Consider the following 23276-nt stretch of genomic DNA (forward strand, 5'->3'; position numbering starts at 1 on the left):
ATATGGAAGCTAAGTTAAAAAAGAATACAGCTACTTTAGTTATTTTAGCTGTTTCAGGTGCATTAATTTATGCATTACCGTATTTTAGAAATTACTATTATGATGTCTTTCTCGATGCATTTCATTTGACGAATACTCAAATGGGGACACTTGGTAGTGCATATGGTGTTTGTTGTTTAATTTCTTATATTTTTGGAGGATTTTGTGCAGATCGTTGGAAAACAAAATATTTATTAACTATTTCTCTAGTGGCCACAGGGCTATTAGGTTTTACATTATTACTGTATCCACCATATCCAGTGCTTCTCCTCATCCATGCTGCTTGGGGAATCACGTCCATTATGACATTTTGGGGAGCGCTAGTAAAAGCAGTACGTTCTTTAGGTTCTGAAAATGAACAAGGAAAAGCTTTTGGATTTTTTGAAGGTGGCCGTGGCGTAACCAATATTATTCAATCTGCTGTGATTTTAGGGATATTTGCTTTTTTTGCGAAGCATATGAGTGATAAAATGGCGCTCTCAGCGGTTATTACAGTGTATTCTGTCATTTGTCTTTTGTTAGGATTCATGATTATGATGCTTTATAAAGACCCCGATCAAGGGACTGTAGCTAGTGAGCATAAAGATGGTAGTAAATCATTTGATTGGGCCGTCCTTTGGAAAGTATTAAAGATGCCAACAACTTGGCTGGCAACTATTCTTATTTTTACGTCTTATGCGATGATCATTAGCTATTATTACATCACACCTTATGCAACAGCCGCATTTGGTGCATCTACGTTAATTGCTGCTGCTTTAGGTTACTTTTCTCAGTATTGTCGACCAATCGGCAGTTTTAGTGCAGGCATTATTGGTGACCGGATAGGTGTGTCTAATATGGTGTTAATCGGCTATATATTATTAGCACTAGGCTTAGTGGGACTCATCTTATTACCAGGCAAAGCTTCCTTTATCCTGATGCTCTTAATATTTATTGGGATTATTTATACATCCATGTATGCTTTGCAGGCAATGCATTTTGCTATTTTAGTAGAAGGAGATTATCCTGTTGAATCAACAGGAACAGTATCCATGCCGCTAATGATTATTGGCTATAGTGGGGAAATCTTTATGCCAATCATTGCAGGCGCTTGTTTAGATTATTGGGGTGGCACAGCAGGCTATAAAGTATTCTTTGGTATATTATTAGGTTTAGCTATAATTGGATTCGTTACAGTAGTCATTTGGCAACGTGTAACGAAAGAAAAACGCAAGGAGATTGCATTGCAAAGAAGGCTTGCGAAGGAACAAGTACTTACTTAATTTAGCTTCAAAAAAATTCATAGAACGTCTTCCAATGAAATAAAAGATGACTTTGGTATAAGCCGAAGTCATCTTTTTCGTCAAGAGAATCACAGGGTGGATGCCTCTTGATTAGTCTCTGAATTTTTATCATTCTGTAAAAATTCCACACGGTTTCTACCATATTCCTTTGCTTGATATAAAGCTTTATCACATCTTGATAATAAGGAATGAATCGTATCGCCAATGACAAAGCTTGTTACACCAAAGCTACTCGTTTTTTGATGAACAACTGGAAATGAATGTTGTTCAAGCTGCTGTCGTAGATTTTCAGACAGTTGCACAGCATCCTTTAAGCGAGTGTGTGGACAAACAACTAAAAATTCCTCGCCGCCCCATCTACCCACGATGTCTTCTACTCGTACGTGATTTTTCAAAATGTCTGCTGCATGACGTAACACAAGATCACCCACTTGATGTCCGAATTCATCATTCACAGCTTTAAAATGATCAATATCCAACAAGATAATCGATAGGGGTGTGCCATTTTCTGTAGCTTGTTCAAATTCTTTTTCTAATACGTCATCTAAGCGTACACGATTTGGTATTTGAGTGAGTCGGTCTGTGTTTGCTAATGCTTCAAGCTCAAGCTTGGCTGATTCAAGCTCTTTTGTCCGTTCTTGAACTTTATATTCTAATGTTTCATTTAATGTTTCTTGCATGAGTTGATGTTCTTTTTTAATAATGTTGATTTTATCGCCCAATGCTAAAGATAAAAAAATGGATTCAAAAATAGCACCAATGGCTGGTACTTCCTCAAAAACTCGTGGATGGAATGGAATAATACTTAAAAACGCCAGCGCTTGAACAATGATGGAGCTTAGTAAAACTGTCCAGCCAATGATATAGTATCGAGCCATCTTTTGCCCTTTTCTGAAAACGAAAATGCCAGATAGCCATAGAAAGATAAAGACTACTACCGCAAAGGTAGTTGTGAAATTATTGATAAATGCAACGTCAGAAAGAATAAAAGATGCCATTAAAGAACAGATGGTGATCCATAAAAGTAGTTTTCCGATTGTATGGAATGACGGTAGAAATTTTTTCAACTCCAAAAACTGAAGACAAAATAGGAGCATAAATAAAAGCAGTAGATTGCCGCTAATGGTTAATGATTTAATAAAAAATTCTTGTGACAACCAATTGCCCAATAATTCTATGTCTAGCGAATTTAACGTTGCTTGATAGAAAATAAAACTTAGCATATATAAAACATAGAAAAAGTAAGCTTTATCTTTCAATGAAAAAAATAAAAATAAGTTATAAATTAATAGAGCTGATAAAAAACCATAGAAAATGCCAGTTAAAAATTTATATTCACTCATCTTATTTGTAAAACTTATTTCGGTATATAAAAAGGAGGTAATACTTAGTGGTAATGCACCATCTAGCTTAATAAAAATTTCTTGAGTAGAAGGGTCGTGGATGTGAAATAAATTAGAACGAGATGGAAGTGATTGTTCCCCTAGATTAGCAATGCCTCTTCGTTGCACATCATAGGAGCCATCCGCTTTTACTGAGAACAACTCAATGCTATCTAATTTATCTGTCACCTCTAGCCAATAAGGTTCCCCTTTATCTAATAAAATCTTGTCCATAGATAAGCGTAACCAAATGGTATCTTGAGTATGCCAAAAGAATGGATAGGGTTGATTGCTGGCCACAAAGAGATGGTCATAAGTGCCGTTCAATATATCTTCAATAGGGACCTTTTTTGATGGATCTCGAAAAATTTCATAATGCTCTCCTACTATAATAGGTTCTACTAGCTCATCTGTTGGGCTCATAGCACTTACAGGAGGTATAAGGATGATAAAAGAAAGGGTAAAACAAATCAATAACAGGGTTTTTCTGATCCTTTTGTTTTTCATCAAAAATTCATTGCTCCCATTCTACCGTTACTAGGTGAAGTTAAATAGCTACAACATTTGTTTAATTTTCTCTTTTCGGAAATTTAAGTTAATTGATACCTCCTTATTATAGACTATAACAGCAAGATTGAGGACGAAATAAATGGGAACTTCCTGATAATATGAGGCTAGTAAATGATAGGAGGCTTTCAATATGTCAAACATTCAGAAATTTAATGATTTACATGACTCGCAGGAGCTTTTATTTTTAGGGAATGCTTGGGATGTGTTATCAGCGCTCATATTAGAAAAAGCAGGTTTTCAGGCGATTGGTACAACTAGCTGGGGGATTGCGAATTCACTAGGCCATGCAGACGGGGAACTGATTGATTTTCAGCGTCATTTGGCCATTATTCAAGCTATAACAGAGCAAGTAAATATCCCCGTATCAGCGGATATTGAAGCGGGATATGGTCATGATGAACAATGCATTATTGACAATGTGTTAAGGACTGCTGATGTTGGAGTAGCTGGAATTAATATTGAAGATTCATTCAAACATCAAGTAGGCTTAAGAAGTCTTACAGAACACTGTCATTTGCTTACAAATATGAGGTCTATGTTAGATAATCGTGGTTATCAAAATTTTTTTATTAATGCTAGAACAGATACGTATTTTCAAGTTGAACAGCCTTATCAAGAAACGATGACTAGAGCAATGGCTTATGTCGAGAGCGGAGCAAGTGGTGTTTTTATCCCAGGCTTAACAGATGTAGATGAAATAAGAGCTATCACAAGCAATGTGGATGCACCGATTAATCTACTTTCTTTACCAGGTTTAACAAATTGCCAAACATTAAAAGAATTAGGGGTAAGACGCATGAGTTTTGGCAATGCACTTTCGGATAAAATCATTGCCTATTTGACAGCGCATACTGCACAATTAGTGAAAGACCAAGATACTTCTTCTTTATATGTGTAATCTATGAAAATGAGGTGAGCCATTCATGGATAATGCAATCCATTTATCCTTTGAGGAGAAGTGGGAAAAGATTATAGCCTGTGATCAAACCTATGATGGACTATTTTATACGGCGGTTAAAACGACTAAAATTTATTGCCGTCCTTCCTGTAAATCAAGAAAGCCAAAAAAGATGAATGTTGATTTTTATGAATCTATTCAAGAAGTCGAGACAGCGGGCTATCGTGCTTGTAAACGATGTCAGCCTGAAATCGAATGTTCACCACACACACAATTGATTCAACAGGTAACAGCTTTTATCATTAGTGCGTATAAACAAAAGGTAACCTTGCAGGATATGGCAGAGCATGTTGGTATTAGTCCATTCCATCTTGAGCGACTATTTAAACAAGTGACAGCGGAGACGCCTCGAGCCTACCTTGAAAAAATAAGAATTGATAAGGCGGCCCACCTTTTAAAACATACAGACTATACAAATTTGGATATTTGCTATAAAGCTGGGTTTCAAAGTCCGTCTAACTTCTATAAAGTGTTTCGACGATTAAAAAATTGCTCGCCCACAGAATTTCGTAATCTTTCATAGAAAGGGGTAGGCTATGAACTGGATGAATCACGCTCATTATGTGGAAATCGAACCTCCAGCGGAATTTAATTTTACAGAGTGTTGGATGTTTTTAAAACGATCCAATCAAGAAATTCTCCACCAAATAAAAGAGGATGTTCTCTTTAAATTACTAAAAATAAAGGATCAGCTAATTGTATGTAGAATAAGTGAGCAAGCTTATAAAATGAAAGTAGAATTTCCGATGAATCAGCCATCACTCCATGACAGAGAAGGAATTGTCCGCTATCTTATAGAATGGTTTGATTTAGAAACGGATTTGGCTTGTTTTTATCAGATGGCTAACAAGGATAATATTTTACTGCCATTGACAGAAAAATATAGAGGATTACGTTTATTGGGAATACCTGACTTATTCGAGGCTCTCGTGTGGGCTATTATTGGACAGCAAATTAATTTAACGTTTGCCTATACACTTAAAAAGCGCTTCGTTGAACAATTTGGAGAAAGTGTTACCTTTGAAGGGGAAAGCCACTGGTTATTTCCAACACCTGAAAAAATCGCTACTATCCAAGTGGAGGATTTAAGGAACCTTCAGTTTACGCAAAGAAAAGCAGAGTACATCATTGATATTGCGAAATGTATAGCGAGCGGCCAATTGACAAAGGAAATGCTGCGCCAAAAAAAGGACTATGAGGACATGAAAAACAGTTTAATGGCTATTCGGGGCATTGGGGCATGGACGGCTGATTATGTGCTAATGAAATCTTTCCAAGAGCTATCCGCATTCCCCATAGCAGATGTGGGTCTACATAATGCTCTAAAAAGGCAATTAGGTTTAAAACGAAAACCTACGATTGAGGAGATCACCCACTATTCGCAACATTGGCAAGGATGGCAGGCTTATGCCACCTTTTACTTATGGAGGTCATTATATGAAACAGTTTAAATTAGATTATCAATCACCGATTGGCATCATTGAAATCGAAGGACATGAAGAAGCAATTGCTGGCATTAATTTTGCAGAACGAGAAGAGCTCATCCATGTTCCTCAACAAGACACACCAGCAGTGCTCCTAGAATGTGCAAAGCAAATACATGAATATTTTAGTGGGGAACGACATGAGTTTTCTTTTCCCTATGTTTTTAAAGGGACAGACTTCCAACAAGCCGTTTGGCATGCTTTACCTAGCGTAGGCTACGGTGAAACAGCTTCCTATAAAGATATTGCTGTGGCTATTCACAATGAAAAGGCAGTGAGAGCAGTTGGTAGTGCCAATGGTAAAAATAATATTAGTATCGTCGTTCCTTGTCATCGAATTATTGGTTCTAACGGATCTTTGACTGGATATGGTGGTGGAATGTGGCGTAAAGAATGGCTCCTTCAACATGAACAATCTCATCAATTAAAGGGCAATGCCAAAAAAGGCTAATTACACCTAGTCCATCTGGCCACCTCCTGTATAAAAAAGAGGTTATTGCAAAAAATAAGACCGTCAATATGGCGGTTTTAATGACTAGTCTTTATCATTTTATCGCTTCTTATGACACCTCTCTGCTAAAAAAATTAGCTAGGAGTAAAAATGATAAAGGAGGTGTACTCATGAGCGTGCTCTATAGAATCGCATTAGTGTTAGTCATTATAGGGGCAATCAACTGGGGACTCATTGGATTCTTTAGGTTTGATTTAGTGGCTTATTTATTTGGCGGGCAAACAGCGGTTTTATCGCGATGGATTTACGCACTAGTCGGAATCGCTGGTTTAATTACTTTACCAATTTTGGTGAAGCGATTTGAAGACGAGGAAGACATAGATACTTATACGCGTATCGATCGAAATCCTAGCTATGGCATGGAGGCTGGGGAAGAAGCGGATTTCACTGAAGTAAAGAAGACAACTGAAGTGAAAAAAGTGGAGAAGAAAGACAATATGTAAGCTTTTGATAAAAACTGGTGGCCATATTTGGTTCATCAGTTTTTTTCAAATAGGGGAAAACTCGCGTAGTCCATTCGATGACTACGCAAGTTAACTTTATGCTTGATTGCTTGGGAAGGCAAAGGATGATGTAGTGTCATGATCCTGTGTGATCCATTTTTCTGAAATGGTCTTTGTTTTTGTAAAGAAGCGTACCTGATCTGGTCCAAACATATGTCCCTCACCAAATCTTGAGCGTTTCCAGCCACCAAAATTATGATAGCCTACTGGAATGGGGATAGGTACGTTCACGCCAACCATCCCTACTTCAATTTCAGTGGTGAATTTACGAGCAGCTGCACCATCATTCGTAAAAATTGTCACGCCATTACCTAGTTCATGGGCATTGATTAAAGCAATCGCTTCATCCAATGAATCCACACGAACCATATTGCGGGCTGGCCCAAAAACCTCCTGCTCATAAATTTCCATACCTGGTTTAACATGATCGAGGAGAGTAGGACCTAGATAAAACCCTTTTGATTGCTTGGCAATTTCCGGATGTCGTCCATCACAAACAATGGTTGCGCCTTCCTGTAGGCTACGATCAATATAGCCAATAATCGTTTCCTTCGAATGCTGTGTAATAACTGGACCGAAATCAACGTCGGGGTCTGTATAAGGTCCCACTTTTAATTTGGCAATTTTATCAGCTAGGATGGAGACTAATTTATTCGCCGTATCCTCCTTTACAGGAATAATGGTAGAAATCGCCATACACCGTTGAGAAGCTGCCCCATAGGCTGCTCCTAAAAAGGCATTTGCGACATGCTCTAAATCAGCGTCTGGCATGACAACCATATTATTTTTCCCACCGCCTAGCGCAGTCACACGTTTCCCATGTTTAGAAGCCGTGGCGTAAATAGCTTCTGCAACAGGAGTGGACCCTACAAAGGAAACTGCTTCAATTAGTGGATTGGATAACAGCTCATTGACAGCATCTTTATCACCGTTAATGACCGTCCATACACCATCTGGTAAGCCTGCTTTTGTCCATAGCTCTGATAGATATAGCGCAGAACAAGGGACACGCTCGGATGGCTTTAAAATGACACAGTTTCCTACTGCGACAGCCATGCTTGTAATGGCTAGTGGGACCATAACAGGAAAGTTAAATGGTGAAATGGCAGCCACTACGCCTAATGGTGCTTTTGTGGAATAAGCATTAATTTGACCACCCACATTAACGGAATACTCACCTTTTAGAAAGTGTGGGGCATTGATGGCTAAATCAACCGATTCTAAACCACGTGTAATTTCGCCCTTCGCATCTTCTTTGGTTTTGCCGCTTTCCTTACAAATCATATCGATGAGCTCATCCATATTGTCTGTTAGTAATTGGCGAAACTTGAGCATAATTTCTGCTCGTTTCCCAACGGATAATGCGCGCCATGCAGGGAATGCTTTTTGGGCAGCATTAATCGCTTCTTTTACCTCTTCTTGTGTTGCTAGGGGAACTCGCGCAATGACAGAACCTGTGCTTGGATTATATACATCAGAAAAATGTCCACTTTTTCCTAAAACAGTTTGTCCATTCATAAAATGGCCTAATTCTTGAATATCCGTATTCGTTATCATTGAGCTGTCCTCCTACAATTTTATAGCATGTAAGGCTTGGGTGAATTTTTCCACAAGGAAGTCAATCTCCTCAGAGGAGACGATTAGTGGAGGAGATAGCGTTAAAACATTATTGTAGCCTGCAACAGTTACACCGTTCTTACCAATAATTAGCCCCTGCTCCTTACATTGCGCAATAACTTTATTAACGAGTGTGACATCTAGTGGGGCTTTGCTCTTCTTGTCTTGTACAAGCTCTATACCGATCAAAAGACCTTTTCCACGAATATCCCCGACATATGGGTGTTCCTTTAATTGCTCTTGTAAAGTTTTAAGGAGCGTTTCTCCTAACGTAGCGGAATAGTTAAATAAATTTTCCTCTTCCATAATTTCAATATTTTTTAATGCCACGGCACAAGCAGCGGGCGAGCCACCAAAAGTATTAACATGGCGGAAGAAATCATAATCATCATTCCCTGCAAAAGCCTCATAAATTTCACGTCGAACAGCAGTAGCAGATAGTGGCATATAAGCGCTTGTTAAGCCTTTAGCCATGGTCACAATATCAGGCTGTATGCCGTAGTTTTGGAAACCAAAAGCTTTCCCTGTACGCCCAAAGCCACAAATCACTTCATCCACAATTAATAATGCACCATGTTTTTCACAAACTGCTTTAACCCCTTGTAAGTAATTCTCATGGGGCATGATCACACCGCCGCCAGTAATGATTGGCTCCATAATGACAGCAGCAATAGAATCAGACATTTCCCAAGTCATGACATGGTCGATCGCTTGGACGGATGGCAGTGCACATGGATCTTTACTTTTAATATGGTCTTCATTGGCACGATACGAATCAGGTGGCGTGACATGGATAAAACCAGGTGCCAATGGCTCATACTTGTATTTTCGCTGAGCTTGTCCAGTTGCCGCTAAGGCCCCCATTGAGCTCCCATGATAAGCGCGATAACGAGAAATAATCTTCGTTCGATTGACATGTCCTTTTTGTTGATGATATTGTCGAGCGATTTTGAAGGCAGCTTCATTCGCTTCAGAACCACTGTTCGAGTAAAAGACGACATAATCATCTCCTAATAGTTCACTAATCTTTTCACTTAATTGAATGGCAGGGATATGCCCGACAGATAACGGTGTATACGTATTTTCTAGTAATTGATCATAAGCAACTTTAGCAATTGCCTCTCGACCATAGCCAACATTTACACACCATAAGCCTGCCATAGCATCTAAATAGCGTTTTCCTTCAGTGTCAGTAATCCATGCGCCCTTAGAAGATTGAACAATCATCGTTGCTTTTGGGTTGTATGGCTTCATGGAGTGCCATACAAATTGTTCATCTTTGACTTGCCAATTTGGTCTTGTTACATTGGTCACTATATTCACTCCTTAAACAGATAATGGCAGAACATGCATACGTCTTAGGTCAGATGTGGACAACAAAAATGCAAAGTCGACCCCATTTGTACTTTATATGTATGCCTTAAGAGTTTTAGAAGGAATATTTTTTGATAGAAAATTCGGACAATTAAATGGCTATATAGCTATTATTGATGTGTTAAAACATCCTCTATTAAAAAGGCAATATACAAATTTGTCTTAGTAAAGGGATTACTCAAGTCCATATCTAAAAGCATTTCAATTTTTTTTATTTTATAAAGAACCGTGTTGCGATGAATAAACTGACGCTCACTAATCCTACTTGTACTGCCATTTTCCTCAAGAAAAATGCGTAAAAATGGTACATAATCTGTGTTGTGCACATCATCATAGTGGTAGAGATGACCAAGAATATCTTGGCTGAAGGATTTCATGAGTGCTTGATTTTGCACAGCCATAATAATTTTATAGGCACCTATTTCTTTATATTTATATAAAAAACGATTGTTGTGTAGCTGAGCTAAATGAATGACTGTTAAAGATTCATCATAGCTTTTACGGACATTTTCAAGCTCTTTGTGATAGTTGCCTTTTCCAATAATCATATCCAAGCAACCATTTTTCAACGTAATTTTTTCATAGATTTCTTCAACGATTTTTGAGAAGGGTATATTTGGTGTATTGATCTGTGTTTTATCAATTAAAAAGATGAGGTAGTTTTTATGTTTTAATTTTAAGAAGCGTTGATAGCGATTTTGAAAAGCGAATTGCACCAATACCTCATATCGATCAATGGAGGCTTGAGTGCCGACCGTTGTGCAAGTAATAATGGCTAATTCTCTCCCTTGAGGAAAACCGAGCTGTGCTAGCTGATCCTTCATGGTGTTAGCGTTTTGTTTGTAATGGAATAATAAATTGAACAGAACCTTTTCTTCGATGGATAGCTCCTGATGGTGGTTGGCGATAAACTGAAAGGTCGTTTTTAATAGATCGGCAATTCGAAAATTCCATGGCATTTGAAATATAGGGAAATCATATTGATTGGCAAATGAGATGACGGCCTCTGGAATATTAGGAATGAATGGACCTGTATTAATAATAAAACCAGCTACTTTTTTGGCGTAGGCTTGTTTCACTAGTTGTTCTAATGAATTTACATCTGCATTTAAATGAATACCAGTTGTGACGACTAATTCATTGGGTCTACAAAACATGATTAAATCATTGCTTTCAACAACATTAATACCAGTAACTCTTCGATACGTACCACTATGTCCAGCGACTAATGTGAGCATTGGGAATTGAACTCCCTCCACAATTTTACGAATCGTCCCCATATTTCCCCCCCTTAATTATGAACATAACTTACCATATATGATGTGCAGTTGCACATATTTTTTTAGTTTTCTATCCATATCTCTCAAATTTTATCTATTTTAGAATGTTTAATAACTACTGTGAAAGAGAGGACTTGCATATGTATAAATGTAATAGTAGACGATTGCAAGAGTTAATTGAACAATTTAGTCAATTTGGGGCTACTGAAAATGGTGGCGTCACACGTTTGTCTCTTTCGGATGAGGATGTATTAGCACGAAACTATTTTTGTGAGTGTTGTGAAGCTCTAGGTATGGATATTGATGTGGATGATATGGGAAATATTTATGCGACTCTTGCTGGGAAAAAGGATGTGCCACCAATTGTTATGGGTTCCCATTTAGATTCGGTGGAAAAGGGTGGAAGATTCGATGGTGTATTAGGCATCTTAACGGCTATCGAGGCAATTCGAACGATTAAAGAAAATGAAATTGAAGTGGATATTCCGCTCATGATTGTTAATTTTACGAATGAAGAAGGGGCTCGTTTTGACCCAGCAATGATGAGTTCGGGGGTGATCACCTCTAAATTTGCCAAAGAAAAGATACTCCAATCCACAGATAAAAATGGTGTTCGTTTCCATGAAGCGTTACAAGCAAGTGGGTATGAGGGAGAGCAAGCCAATCGTCTGAAGGAAGCACTAGCTTATATCGAATTGCATATTGAGCAAGGGCCGGTGTTAGAAGCGAAACAACGTGAAATTGGGGTTGTAGAAGGTGTGCTTGGCATGGTTTGCTATGATATTACGATTACAGGGCAATCGAACCATGCTGGAACGACACCCATGTCAATGCGGAAAGACCCGATGATTGTTGCCTCAACGATTATAACAGAGTTACATGAGCAATTAGGAAAGATTGATGAGCAATTAGTGTTTACTTTTGGCCGTCTGAATGTTTTGCCAAATATTCACACAGTCATCCCTAATCAGGTGACATTTACGATTGATTCTCGTCATCAAGATCCTGAGGTGATGGAACAAGTTGAGGATATTCTTCATGCACTACCCGAAACGGCAGGAGGATGTAATATCCACCCAGTAAAGCTATGGGGTAGAGAAACCGTGTATTTTGATACAGCTATTTGTAATGAGGTAGAAAGAGCCTGTCAGAGCTTCGGTTATACTGCACATCGCATGTTTAGTGGAGCAGGACACGATGCCCAGTATATGGCGAGTATGGTTCCCTCGGCAATGATTTTTGTTCCAAGTATTCAAGGGAAGAGTCATTGTGAGGAAGAGAAAACAACCTTTGAGGATTGTGCAAAGGGAGCAGATATTTTACTAGAAACGGTTCTAACGCTACAAACAAAATTTAGTATGGGCGAAACGTATACATTGCATTAAACATGAAGTATTCTCTAATTTTGTGATGAAGGGTGAGGGGCACAGTGAAAAAAATCATTAAAGGTGGAAGAGTAGCAACTGCTGCGGATGTATTTGAGGCAGATATTTTAATTGATAATGGCAAGATTGTGCAAATCGGACAAAATTTAAGTGAGGATGGTGCTGAAATCATTGATGCAACTGGTAAATTTGTGTTGCCAGGGGGGATTGATCCTCATACGCATTTAGATATGCCATTCAATAATACAGTGACAGATGACGATTGGAAGTCAGGAACGATTGCGGCCGCTTTTGGTGGGACAACCACTATTTTAGATTTTTGTTTAACAGCAGGTGAAGAAAAATTGTCAGCTGCCGTAGAAAAATGGCATGACAAAGCCAAAGGAAAGTCTGCTATTGATTATGGTTTCCATTTAATGATTGGTGATTTAACGCCTGAAACCGAAGCCGAATTACCTCAAATTTTAGAGCAAGAGGGAATTACCTCTGTCAAAGTCTTTATGGCTTATGCTAAAGAGTTCCAGGCTTCAGATCGAACACTTTTTAAGGCGTTTAAAATTGCCAAAGATCTTGGAGCATTGGTGATGGTCCATTGTGAAAATGGCTCTGTGATTGATGAACTTGTCGAGGAAGCAAGACGTGCAGGTCATAAGGAGCCGATTTATCATGCTTTAACACGTCCGGCTGAATTAGAGGGAGAGGCAACAAAACGTGCCATTGAATTAGCGCATATTGCCGGAGCAAAGCTATATGTAGTGCATGTAACATGTAAAGAAGCGGTGGATGAAATTATTGCTGCTCGTGAAAAGGGCTATGACGTCTATGGTGAAACATGTCCACCCTATTTAACACTTGATCAATCAGCTCTTGCCCAGCCAGGCTTTGAAGGGGCCAAGTATGTTTGGTCACCTCCTCTTCGCCCGAAATATCATCAAGAACATTTATGGAATGCCCTAAAGGCGAAACAGCTTCAGACAATTGGCTCTGACCAATGCTCCTTTAGCTTTAAGGGTAAAAAACAGTTAGGCCTAAATGATTTCTCAAAAATTCCAAATGGAGGGCCTTTCATTGAGGATCGCTTCAGTATTTTATACTCTGAAGGCGTTGCCAAAGGTAGAATTTCGATTCATGAATTTGTCGATATGATTTCAACAAGTGCTGCAAAAATATTTGGTTTATTCCCGCAAAAGGGAACAATCGCCATCGGCTCTGATGCAGATATCGTTATTTTTGATCCAGAGGCAAAACGCCAAATTTCGGCTAAAACACATCATATGAACGTCGACTATAACCCATATGAGGGATGGGAAGTGACTGGCGAGCCTGTTAGTGTGCTAGTACGTGGCGAATATGTCATTAAAAATAAAGAATTTGTTGGTGTTCTAGGTAGTGGACAATATATTAAACGTCCTTTAAAAACAGTAGCTGCGGAAGCCTTGAAGATTTAGCTTCCTTCAGTTTTGGACCGATTGTTTTGGCTGGAGAACAAAACAATCGGTCTCGTCAATTGATGCACGGAAAAAAGAACACATGAGGGGGATGTGGAATGGTTCCGATTCAAGAAAATGCGATGACCTTGCAGCTTAAACGTAATTTTGTGGAATTAAAAAACAAGATGACAAAGAATGAGGCTATAGAGGAAGCCAATCGTTGTCTTTATTGTTATGACGCACCATGTATTAAAGCTTGTCCGACAAGTATTCAAATCCCAAATTTCATAAAAAAAATCGCATCTGGTAATATGAAGGGTTCTGCTACGACTATATTAGAAGCAAATCCTATTGGTGCAAGCTGTGCAAGGGTTTGTCCAACGGAAGAATTATGCGAAGGAGCGTGTGTCTTAAACTCTTCAACAAAGCCAATTAAAATTGGGGAGTTACAGCGTTATGCAACGGATTGGGCAATGGAAACGAATGCTCAGCTATTTAAACAGGGGCCAAGTAATGGTCATAAGGTAGCTATCATTGGAGCTGGTCCTGCTGGTCTATCGGCGGCACGTGAACTAAGTCGTTTTGGCTATCAAGTAACTATCTATGAGGCTGAAGCGAAGGCAGGCGGCTTAGGTAGTTTTGGTATTGTAGCGTTCCGATTACCTAATGATGTTGTTGATTGGGAAGTCGAGCAAATTGAACAGCTCGGAGTGGATATTCAAACTAATACGACGGTTGGCGTCGATATTACTGCGGATGAAATTTTGGCAGAATATGACCATGTTATTTTAGCTGTCGGTATGGGGGCTGTTCCCAATCTAGGCATTGAGGGAGAAGATTTAGATGGTGTCCACGATGCTATTGAGTTTGTCAGAAAAACAAAAATGGGACCGCTTACAAATGAAATTGTAGGGAAATGTGTTGCTGTTATTGGTGCCGGAAATACAGCGATAGACGGAGCTACAAGTGCAGTGCGTTTAGGGGCAGACAATGTCCAAATACTTTATCGAAGAACGCAAAAAGAAATGACTGCCTATCAATTTGAATATGAATTTGCGAAGCAGGATGGTGTGGAATTTAAATGGCTCACAGCACCAAAGAAGATTATTGGCAATGAGGATGGCAGGGTAATAGGTATTGAATGCGTAAAAATGAAGCTTGGTGAACCTGGTCCTGATGGTCGACAAAGACCAGAGGAGGTACAGGGCTCTAATTTTATCATCGAAGTGGATGCGGTCATTAAAGCCATTGGGCAAACTCGTTTTGTTTCATTAATTGAAGCATTTGGTTTAGACCATACAAATGGCGTTGTTGATATAGACGAGACGACGATGCAAACGTCCAATGACAAAGTGTTTGCATGTGGAGACGTTGTCTTTGGCAATGGACAGGGAGAAGCGATGGTGGTGACTGCTGTACAGCAAGGAAAAGATGCAGCATACAAGATTCATGAACGTTTAAGAAAACCAAGTGAGATTGCATAAAGGGGGAACTTACATGGCAGACTTACGCATTAACTTAGCAGGCATCCAATCGCCGAATCCATTTTGGTTGGCATCCGCACCACCTACGAATTCAGGTTATCAAGTACAACGGGCATTTGAAGCTGGATGGGGTGGTGCCGTATGGAAAACATTGGGGGATCCGATTTTAAATGTATCCTCCCGTTTTGCGGCTGTTAGTTTTAACGGTCAGCGTGTAGCCGGCTTCAATAATATTGAATTAATTACAGATCGACCGTTAGAAGTAAACTTACAAGAAATTTATGAGACAAAAAAGAAATTTCCTAATCACGCGATTATAGCCTCTTTAATGGTGGAGCCGAAGCAAGAAAAGTGGCATGAAATCGTAAAACGTGTAGAAGATGTGGGGGTTGATGGTCTTGAGCTTAACTTTGGTTGTCCACATGGGATGGCAGAGCGAGGCATGGGTTCTGCCTCTGGTCAAGTCCCTGAACTGGTGGAAAAACAAACGTACTGGGTAAAGGAAGCGGCACGTACACCTGTCATTGTGAAATTAACACCAAACATTACGGATATTACAGTTACGGCAGAAGCGGCTACAAGAGGTGGAGCAGATGCCATAAGTATGATAAACACGATCAATAGTTTGGCAGGTGTAGATTTAGATACTTGGAATACAGTTCCTCATGTTGCTGGTAAAGGAGCACATGGTGGCTATTGTGGGCCAGCTGTAAAGCCGATTGCACTCAATATGGTAGCAGAATGTGCTCGTAATCCATTAGTCAATGTACCGATTTCGGGCATTGGCGGAATTTCTAATTGGCAGGATGCTGCAGAATTTATACTAATGGGTGCAACTGGCGTTCAAGTTTGTACAGCAGCGATGCACCATGGCTTTAGTATTGTGGAGGATATGATTGATGGGTTGAACAATTATTTAGACGATAAAGGTTTAGCTTCCGTCATGGACTTAGTAGGTCGCTCCGTTTCAAGATATTCCAACTGGGGTGATTTAGACTTAAATTATAAAATTGTCGCAGAAATTAATAATGATGTTTGTATTAATTGTAACAAGTGTCATATTGCTTGCGAGGATACGTCACATCAATGTATTGATCTTTATACAGAAAATGGACGTCCATTGCTAAAAGTTCGTGAAGAAGACTGCGTAGGTTGTAATTTATGCTCTATTGTTTGTCCAGTAGATGGTGCCATTTCGATGGTTGAACGTAAATCAACCGTGCCACCAATGACATGGAATGAACGCCAAACGCTCATTAGCAGTCTCTCAAAATAAAGACTTTTCATCTTTATTCAGTAGTAGACATTTATAGGGATGAGCTATAGCCTATCGAACACCAACTGAATGAAGATAGATGAATAAAATCGAAATTCCACCTTCCTTTCATCAAGTGGCGATGGAGGAAAGGAAAACTTCAAGTAGGTTGTCACGGAAATTAGAAAAAAAGGAGAGAAACTTTATGGAACGTGAAGGGAATTATTTAAAATCCCCAGATTTACTTCCAGTGACACATCAACAAAGAAATATTGGAACATTTGGTTTTGCGGTGATTTGGATAGGAATGGCGATTGTTTTAGCGGCTTTTGCAATTGGCGGTTCAGCCATTATGAATTTATCCTTACCAATGGTTATTTTAGCTACGTTGGTAGGCTCCTGTTTGATCGGTGTCTTTATGACGTTAATTGGTGATATAGGTATTGAGCATGGATTATCATTCCCTGTTTATATGCGTGCACCATTCGGCACATTTGGCACTCATATTCCTTCACTTGTAAGGGGTATAACAGCCGCATGTTGGTTTGGTCTTAATACGTATTTTGGAGCATTGGCGATAAATGGGATTTTAAATTTATTGTTTGATTATGATAATTGGTTTATTTGTTTCCTTGTATTTGCGGCACTTCAGCTCTTTAATACATCACTCGGCATTAAGTCCATTGAGCGCTTCGCTGATTTAGCAGCGCCAGTCATTATTTTAATTTCTTGCTGGATGTATTATACATTAGCTGATAATGCCACGTCGCAAGGGAAAAATATTTGGACGTGGGTAGAAACGCCAACAACGGGCTTTGCTGCCTTTACAGCTTTTATGGTAGTGGTCATGGCAAACATGGGCTTTTGGTCAACACTGGCAGCTGATATGCCATCATTATCTCGCTTTTTTAAAGCACCTAAAAATGAACGCAATTGGTTCAAACGGAATAAAACACAGCTCGTGGGCTCATTAATTGTTATGCCAATAACGAACACATTTATTGTTACAATTGGTGCAGTTTGTTATATGGCAGTAGCATCTGCTGACCCTATCAATGCTTTACAACAAAGTGCGAGTGGTTTTATTTTAGGGGTCCTTTTGTTGATGATTGTGTTAGCACAATGGTCAACGAATACGTCTGCTAATGTTGTACCAGCAGCTACAATTTTCTCAAATATCGGTGGCCCCAAAGTACCTTTTTGGGTAGGGGTTGTTATTGCGGGAATTATTGGTATTCTTGCTCAACCATGGAGTTTATTTGATGTAATGGTCAATGTTCTATTGATTATAGGTGGAATATTAACGGCGATTGTAGGGATATTATTTGCGGATTATTATCTCATTCGCAAACGACGTGTACATGTCAAGGAACTCTATGAATTAGATGGACAATTTAAATACTATAAAGGTTTTAATATCGCCGGGTTAGTGGCCTGGGTAATCGGTGGTGCTATTGCCAATATTTTTTCTACTTATTCTTCTTTAGTAGGGTTCTTTGTAGGAGCAATTGTCTATTATGTCTTAGCGAAGTATTGGTGGTTTAAAAAATACCCTCAAGCAGAGCTAGAAGATCCAAGTGATGCGAAATTTTTAGGTATTACAGTCGGACATAATTTGGATGAATTATTTGGCCAACAAGTACATGCGCCACTGACAGATCAAGAGGAAGAAGAGTTAGTGGAGCAACCAGACCCTCTGCTAGAAATAAAAGGTGCCGAATAAGTGACACTACATCAAGACATTTTCAAAAGAAGGTGAGGTGATGGCATGTCTGAATTCCAACAAAGCAAAGAAGAAATACAAAAAGTGGATCAGTATTTAGATAGTGGCTTTAAAATCAAATATGTCTACGAAAATTTAAGTGGGATGTTTGTAGAATTTGCTCGTCAGGAAGAAGTGACATTACTACAAATTCTAACAGCAGATGCACGAAAGTATTTCACAGCAAAATTACAGGAACAAACCTTACTATAATAACGAAGTAACCTCTATTTCATTCGCCAAGGATGGGATAGAGGTTTTTATGTTTGCCAGTTCGTTATGTAACAACAGAGCAAGCCTCTAGTTTTATAGGAATTGACATTAATTAAATTAAAAAAGATGTCTCTATGAGAGACACCTTTTTCTTATCCTTTATTCATTTCGCTATGCTTTCGACCATAAGCCAAATAAACAATGAAACCGATGATGAACCAAATACCACATGCAACCCATGTAAGGACAGAAAGCTGTGATATTAAAAAGAGACATAATAGGAATGATAAAATCGGTAGGACTGGGAAAAACGGTACTTTAAAGCCCCCAGAAGGAATATTTTTATTTTTACGTAAATACACCACACCGATGGATACAATAGTAAATGCGACTAATGTACCCATATTGACTAATTCGGCAAGCTTAGAAAGTGGTACAAATCCTGCACAAAAGGCAACTAGTAATGCGAAAATCCATGTGTTTTTCACGGGAGTTTTAAATTTGGGACTGAGCTCAGCCATACTTTTTGGCAGTAAACCATCACGGCCTAATGCGTATAGTAGTCGTGTTCCTCCATAAGACATAACTAATATAACAGTCATCATTCCAACTACGGCACCTAGTGAGATAATTCCCGCAATCCAATCTTGGTGGACCATCTGCATCACATAGCTAACAGGGTCACTAACATTTAACGCATGATAAGGAACGATACCCGTTAAAACCATTGATACAGCAACATAAAGCACCGTACAAATAAGTAAAGAACCGATGATACCAATGGGCATATTCCGCTGTGGATTTTTAACTTCCTCAGCAGCCGAAGATACCGCATCAAAACCTAAATAAGCAAAAAATACAAGTGCTGCTCCACTGAAGATGCCGCTTATGCCAAATGGAAGAAAGGGCTCCCAGTTAGTAGGCTTTACATAAAATACCCCCACGCCAATAAATAGTAAGATGACAGCGACCTTCAAGAAAACCATCCAAGTATTGAATCGAGTGGATTCTTTAATACCAAGGGTTAATAAAAATGCCGTAGCAAAAATAATCAAAATCGCAGGGACATTCATATATGTGCCAGCAGCAGGATTAAAGGCTCCTGAAATTGCTTGAGGCAAAACGATATGAAAGCCGGCAAGAAGTGAGTTTAAGTAAGATGACCAACCTGTTGCAACAGCGGCAACAGCCAGTCCATATTCCAAAAGCAAAGCCCAACCTACTAACCACGCTATAATCTCGCCAAAGACAATATAGCTATACGTATAGGCGCTCCCAGTTACGGGGACACTTGATGCAAATTCGGAATAACACATGCCTGCAAAAGCGCAAACAATGGCAGCGATAATAAAGGAAAAAACGATCCCAGGCCCAGCATGTGTTGCTGCCACCGTTCCGGGCAAGATGAAAATACCAGTGCCAACGATGGCACCCACTCCTAATAATATAAGATCAAAGGCACCTAACGTTTTCTTTAGTTGAATAGTCCCGTTGTTTTGTAATAGTTCCTCAATTTTCTTTTTTCTAAATAATGTTTTACTCACATTCAATCCTCTTTTTCTTAGAAATATGTAAAAATATTATACTTTTTTGATAATTAGGTCAATCTTTTTGTCGAAATAAAGTGAAAAAACTAATATATTTAGAATTTTTTGAATAACGATAGTAAGAGAGCCCTCCATATGCCAAATCTATCAAAAAAACATTATTTTTTGTTTTTCCTAAAAATACAATTGTCTTTTTTGGAAAAATTGATTATGATTTTAAAGTATATTCAACGTAGATAGAACAACAGGAAAAGAGGCGTTATGGAGTGGCCAACAAAGAATTACAACGAGGATTAGAGGCACGTCACATCCAAATGATCGCACTTGGCGGTACGATTGGTGTGGGCTTATTTATGGGTTCTGCAAGTGCCATCCAATGGACAGGACCTTCAGTACTCCTTGCCTATGGAATTGCAGGTATTTTTATATTTTTCATTATGAGAGCAATGGGTGAGATGCTTTATATGGAGCCAAGTACAGGCTCTTTTGCAACATTTGGCTATAAATACATTCACCCTCTAGCAGGCTATTTAACGGCATGGAGCAACTGGTTCCAATGGGTAATTGTTGGGATGTCTGAAATTATAGCAGTGGGAACGTATATGCAGTATTGGTATCCCGATTTACCAGCATGGATACCGGGTCTAATTGCGATGATAATATTAGGTGTGGCAAACTTCATCTCGGTTAAATCTTTTGGTGAATTTGAATTTTGGTTCGCCATGATTAAAATCGTAACCATTATATTAATGATTGTAGCGGGGGTTGGACTGATCTTCTTTGGCTTTGGTAATGATGGTATTGCGATTGGCCTATCAAATCTATGGAGTCATGGTGGCTTCTTTACTGGTGGCTGGACAGGCTTCTTCTTTGCATTATCGTTAGTAGTTGCAGCCTACCAAGGGGTAGAGCTTATTGGTATTACAGCAGGGGAAGCAAAAAATCCACAAAAGACAATTACGAATGCTATTCAAAGTATTATTTGGCGCATTTTAATTTTCTATATCGGAGCTATTTTTGTCATTGTGACAGTGTATCCGTGGGATGAATTGGGTACGATCGGTAGTCCTTTTGTTGCGACATTTGCTAAGGTAGGTATTACAGCTGCTGCTGGTATTATTAATTTTGTCGTTATTACAGCTGCTATGTCTGGCTGTAACAGTGGTATTTATAGTGCAGGACGTATGCTATATACGCTTGCGATGAATGGACAAGCACCGAAATTTTTCGCGAAGCTCTCTAAAAATGGTGTACCTTTATTTGGTACAGCTGGCGTGCTAATTGGTTTAGTGATTGGTGTCATTTTAAGCTATATTGCACCACAGAATTTATTTGTCTATGTGTATAGCGCAAGTGTTTTACCAGGAATGATACCGTGGTTCATTATATTAATTAGTCAAATGAAATTTAGAAAAGTAAAAGGTGAACAATTAGCGAATCACCCGTTCAAAATGCCATTAGCCCCTATTACGAATTATTTAACGATTATCTTCTTAATTATGGTGCTGGTTGGCATGTGGATTAATGACGATACGCGTATATCATTAATCGTAGGAATTGTATTTTTAGTAATTGTAACTATTAGCTATTATGCTTTTGGTATTGGCAAAAATCGCTACCGTACGGATCAGGGCGAATAGCAAAAAAAGGTGCTTCTCTCAACAAGAGAGGCATCTTTTTTTTGCCTATTTTTGCTAGCAAATTTTTTACATAATCATCCGTAAACATGCCAAACTATAAAAAATTACATGTGGACTGGTATTCGTTGAAATAAAAGGGGTTGAACGGAATGCACGAAATGTCTGAACAGCTTGTTGCAAAATTAAAAAAGGAAATAAATGATGTAGATGATGTAAAGCTAAATATGATTGCAACAGAAGAAGGGGATGTTACCCTAATCTATTTTTCTTCACTTATAGAAAAAATGACGTTACAAACAATGGTATCTATTCCGTTAACCAATAATATTAAACAAATTCATCAAATGGCTCAATATGTGGACCCTAAAGATATACAAGGCGTCATTAAAAAATTGAACTCTGGGCAAACACTGCTATTTTTCCATGAAACCAATGCACTTTTAAGTATGGATACGTATAGTGCACCTACAAGGGCCATTACAAATACTGAAACAGAATCAACAGTTATTGGGCCTCAGGATGCATTTACGGAATCTTTGGAGACCAATATTTCTCTAGTGAGAAGACGAATTCAAAGCGCACAGCTAAAAAATGAAAATCGTATTGTTGGTTCAGAGGCTAATATTAAAATTTCCATTATGTATATGGATAATATTGTGAACCATAAAAACTTAGACGATCTTCGGAATCGTATTGATCAGGTGGAATTCCCTTTATTTACGGATATTTCGGTGTTGAAGCAATTAATTGAGGATAATCCGCTATCCCCATTTCCACAATATTATATGACGGTACGCCCCGATAGTATTTGTCGATACTTAATTGACGGCCGTATTGTCATGTTTATGGATAATAGCCAATTAGCGATTGTCTGTCCGACCTCATTTTTTGAAATGTTCGTGTCGATTGAGGATTATTATAACCGATGGACAACAGCCTCTTTACTAAGGATGCTGCGCTTCTTTGGTTTTTTCTTAACGATCATGATTACGCCCATGTATATTTCTGCCTTAACCTTTCATCCAGAAATATTGCCATATGAGCTTTTGTTAAATCTTCAAGAATCGAGAAGTAAAGTGCCATTTCCCCCTCTTATCGAAGTGTTATTTATCGAGCTTATTGTAGAGGTATTACGGGAAGCGGGTTCTCGAATGCCTGCCAAAGTCGGACAAACAATCGGTATCGTAGGAGGTATTGTCATTGGGACTGCGGCTGTGCAGGCAGGATTACTTAGTAATATTCTCATTGTGTTGGTGGCCACTTCTGCACTATTATCTTTCCTACCACCGATTTTCTTAATGAGTAATACGAGCCGATTTGTACGTTATATTTTCATTTTATCTGCTGGGTTATTTGGTCTATTTGGACAAATGCTTGCCTTTGCTTGGCTAATACATCATTTATTAAGTTTAAAATCATTAGGAACTCATTATATGACGCCAGGTATACCGAGAAAACCAACGGATTTATTAGATAATGTCATCAGATTTCCTATCAACTATTTAACGAAAAAGTCGGGTATTTCAAGGGCTCAGAAAAAAACGACAGAGGAGAAATGA

At 38.8% G+C, this 23276-nt stretch carries 19 protein-coding genes; 14 read left to right on the top strand and 5 right to left on the bottom strand.

The genetic code is table 11. From position 1 onward, the window contains the following. Positions 1-2: 2 nt before the first annotated feature. A complete protein-coding gene (locus PI85_RS06580; protein WP_036124626.1) occupies positions 3-1301 on the top strand; it encodes a nitrate/nitrite transporter in 1299 nt (432 codons plus the stop codon). Positions 1302-1390: 89 nt separating this feature from the next. Here the strand turns inward: PI85_RS06580 and PI85_RS06585 are convergent, their stop codons facing one another. Next, a complete protein-coding gene (locus tag PI85_RS06585; protein WP_235318464.1) occupies positions 1391-3211 on the bottom strand; it encodes a diguanylate cyclase in 1821 nt (606 codons plus the stop codon). Between the two features lie 193 nt (positions 3212-3404). On the opposite strand from PI85_RS06585, the gene PI85_RS06590 reads away from it, so the two are divergent. From PI85_RS06590 to PI85_RS06610, 5 genes are all read left to right on the top strand, one after another. After that, a complete protein-coding gene (locus PI85_RS06590; RefSeq protein ID WP_036124628.1) occupies positions 3405-4172 on the top strand; it encodes an isocitrate lyase/phosphoenolpyruvate mutase family protein in 768 nt (255 codons plus the stop codon). Positions 4173-4197: 25 nt separating this feature from the next. After that, complete coding sequence (locus PI85_RS06595) at positions 4198-4755, top strand: bifunctional transcriptional activator/DNA repair enzyme AdaA (protein WP_036124631.1); 558 nt, start codon at positions 4198-4200, stop codon at positions 4753-4755. A 13-nt stretch (positions 4756-4768) separates the two neighbouring features. Beyond that, complete coding sequence (locus PI85_RS06600) at positions 4769-5683, top strand: DNA-3-methyladenine glycosylase (protein WP_036124633.1); 915 nt, start codon at positions 4769-4771, stop codon at positions 5681-5683. Continuing rightward, positions 5670-6167 (top strand): methylated-DNA--[protein]-cysteine S-methyltransferase, encoded by a 498-nt coding sequence (locus tag PI85_RS06605; RefSeq protein ID WP_036124635.1) that lies wholly within the window; start codon positions 5670-5672, stop codon positions 6165-6167. The genes PI85_RS06600 and PI85_RS06605 overlap by 14 nt, the downstream gene beginning before the upstream one ends. 170 nt (positions 6168-6337) lie before the next feature. Further along, the gene (locus PI85_RS06610) at positions 6338-6670 is read left to right on the top strand and encodes a DUF378 domain-containing protein (protein WP_036124637.1); all 333 of its coding nucleotides are present in this window, start codon (positions 6338-6340) and stop codon (positions 6668-6670) included. A gap of 96 nt (positions 6671-6766) precedes the next feature. On the opposite strand, the gene PI85_RS06615 is transcribed toward PI85_RS06610, so the two are convergent. The 3 genes from PI85_RS06615 to PI85_RS06625 form a co-directional block, all read right to left on the bottom strand. Beyond that, positions 6767-8287: a CoA-acylating methylmalonate-semialdehyde dehydrogenase gene (locus PI85_RS06615; RefSeq protein WP_036124639.1), complete on the bottom strand. Its 1521-nt coding sequence runs from the start codon at positions 8285-8287 to the stop codon at positions 6767-6769. 12 nt (positions 8288-8299) lie between these two features. Next, complete coding sequence (locus PI85_RS06620; RefSeq protein WP_036124641.1) at positions 8300-9661, bottom strand: aspartate aminotransferase family protein; 1362 nt, start codon at positions 9659-9661, stop codon at positions 8300-8302. 170 nt (positions 9662-9831) lie between these two features. Then, on the bottom strand, positions 9832-11001 hold the full coding sequence (locus PI85_RS06625) for a PucR family transcriptional regulator (RefSeq protein ID WP_036124643.1): 1170 nt from the start codon (positions 10999-11001) through the stop codon (positions 9832-9834). 140 nt (positions 11002-11141) lie between these two features. On the opposite strand from PI85_RS06625, the gene PI85_RS06630 reads away from it, so the two are divergent. The 6 genes from PI85_RS06630 (at position 11142) to PI85_RS06655 (ending at position 18530) form a co-directional block, all read left to right on the top strand. Then, a complete protein-coding gene (locus PI85_RS06630; RefSeq protein WP_036124644.1) occupies positions 11142-12386 on the top strand; it encodes a Zn-dependent hydrolase in 1245 nt (414 codons plus the stop codon). 44 nt (positions 12387-12430) lie between these two features. Next, positions 12431-13834: a dihydropyrimidinase gene (gene hydA / locus PI85_RS06635; RefSeq protein WP_036124647.1), complete on the top strand. Its 1404-nt coding sequence runs from the start codon at positions 12431-12433 to the stop codon at positions 13832-13834. 98 nt (positions 13835-13932) lie between these two features. Further along, on the top strand, positions 13933-15300 hold the full coding sequence (locus tag PI85_RS06640) for an NAD(P)-dependent oxidoreductase (RefSeq protein ID WP_042737473.1): 1368 nt from the start codon (positions 13933-13935) through the stop codon (positions 15298-15300). A 13-nt stretch (positions 15301-15313) separates the two neighbouring features. Continuing rightward, on the top strand, positions 15314-16576 hold the full coding sequence (preA, locus tag PI85_RS06645) for an NAD-dependent dihydropyrimidine dehydrogenase subunit PreA (protein WP_036124649.1): 1263 nt from the start codon (positions 15314-15316) through the stop codon (positions 16574-16576). A 184-nt stretch (positions 16577-16760) separates the two neighbouring features. Further along, complete coding sequence (locus PI85_RS06650; RefSeq protein WP_036124650.1) at positions 16761-18278, top strand: NCS1 family transporter; 1518 nt, start codon at positions 16761-16763, stop codon at positions 18276-18278. Positions 18279-18323: 45 nt separating this feature from the next. Beyond that, positions 18324-18530, top strand: coding sequence for a hypothetical protein (locus PI85_RS06655; RefSeq protein ID WP_036124651.1), 207 nt, complete (start codon positions 18324-18326; stop codon positions 18528-18530). A gap of 152 nt (positions 18531-18682) precedes the next feature. Here PI85_RS06655 and PI85_RS06660 read toward each other — a convergent pair whose 3' ends face one another. Then, on the bottom strand, positions 18683-20074 hold the full coding sequence (locus PI85_RS06660) for an APC family permease (RefSeq protein ID WP_036124652.1): 1392 nt from the start codon (positions 20072-20074) through the stop codon (positions 18683-18685). Positions 20075-20343: 269 nt separating this feature from the next. Here PI85_RS06660 and PI85_RS06665 point away from each other — a divergent pair, with 269 nt between their 5' ends. Together PI85_RS06665 and PI85_RS06670 are read left to right on the top strand one after the other, a co-directional pair. Continuing rightward, a complete protein-coding gene (locus PI85_RS06665) occupies positions 20344-21717 on the top strand; it encodes an amino acid permease (RefSeq protein ID WP_036124653.1) in 1374 nt (457 codons plus the stop codon). Positions 21718-21866: 149 nt separating this feature from the next. Beyond that, positions 21867-23276 (top strand): spore germination protein, encoded by a 1410-nt coding sequence (locus tag PI85_RS06670; RefSeq protein ID WP_036124654.1) that lies wholly within the window; start codon positions 21867-21869, stop codon positions 23274-23276.

Origin of the sequence: Lysinibacillus sp. A1, from assembly GCF_000801965.1 — a bacterium.
In the GTDB taxonomy this organism is placed as follows: Bacteria; Bacillota; Bacilli; order Bacillales_A; family Planococcaceae; genus Lysinibacillus; species Lysinibacillus fusiformis.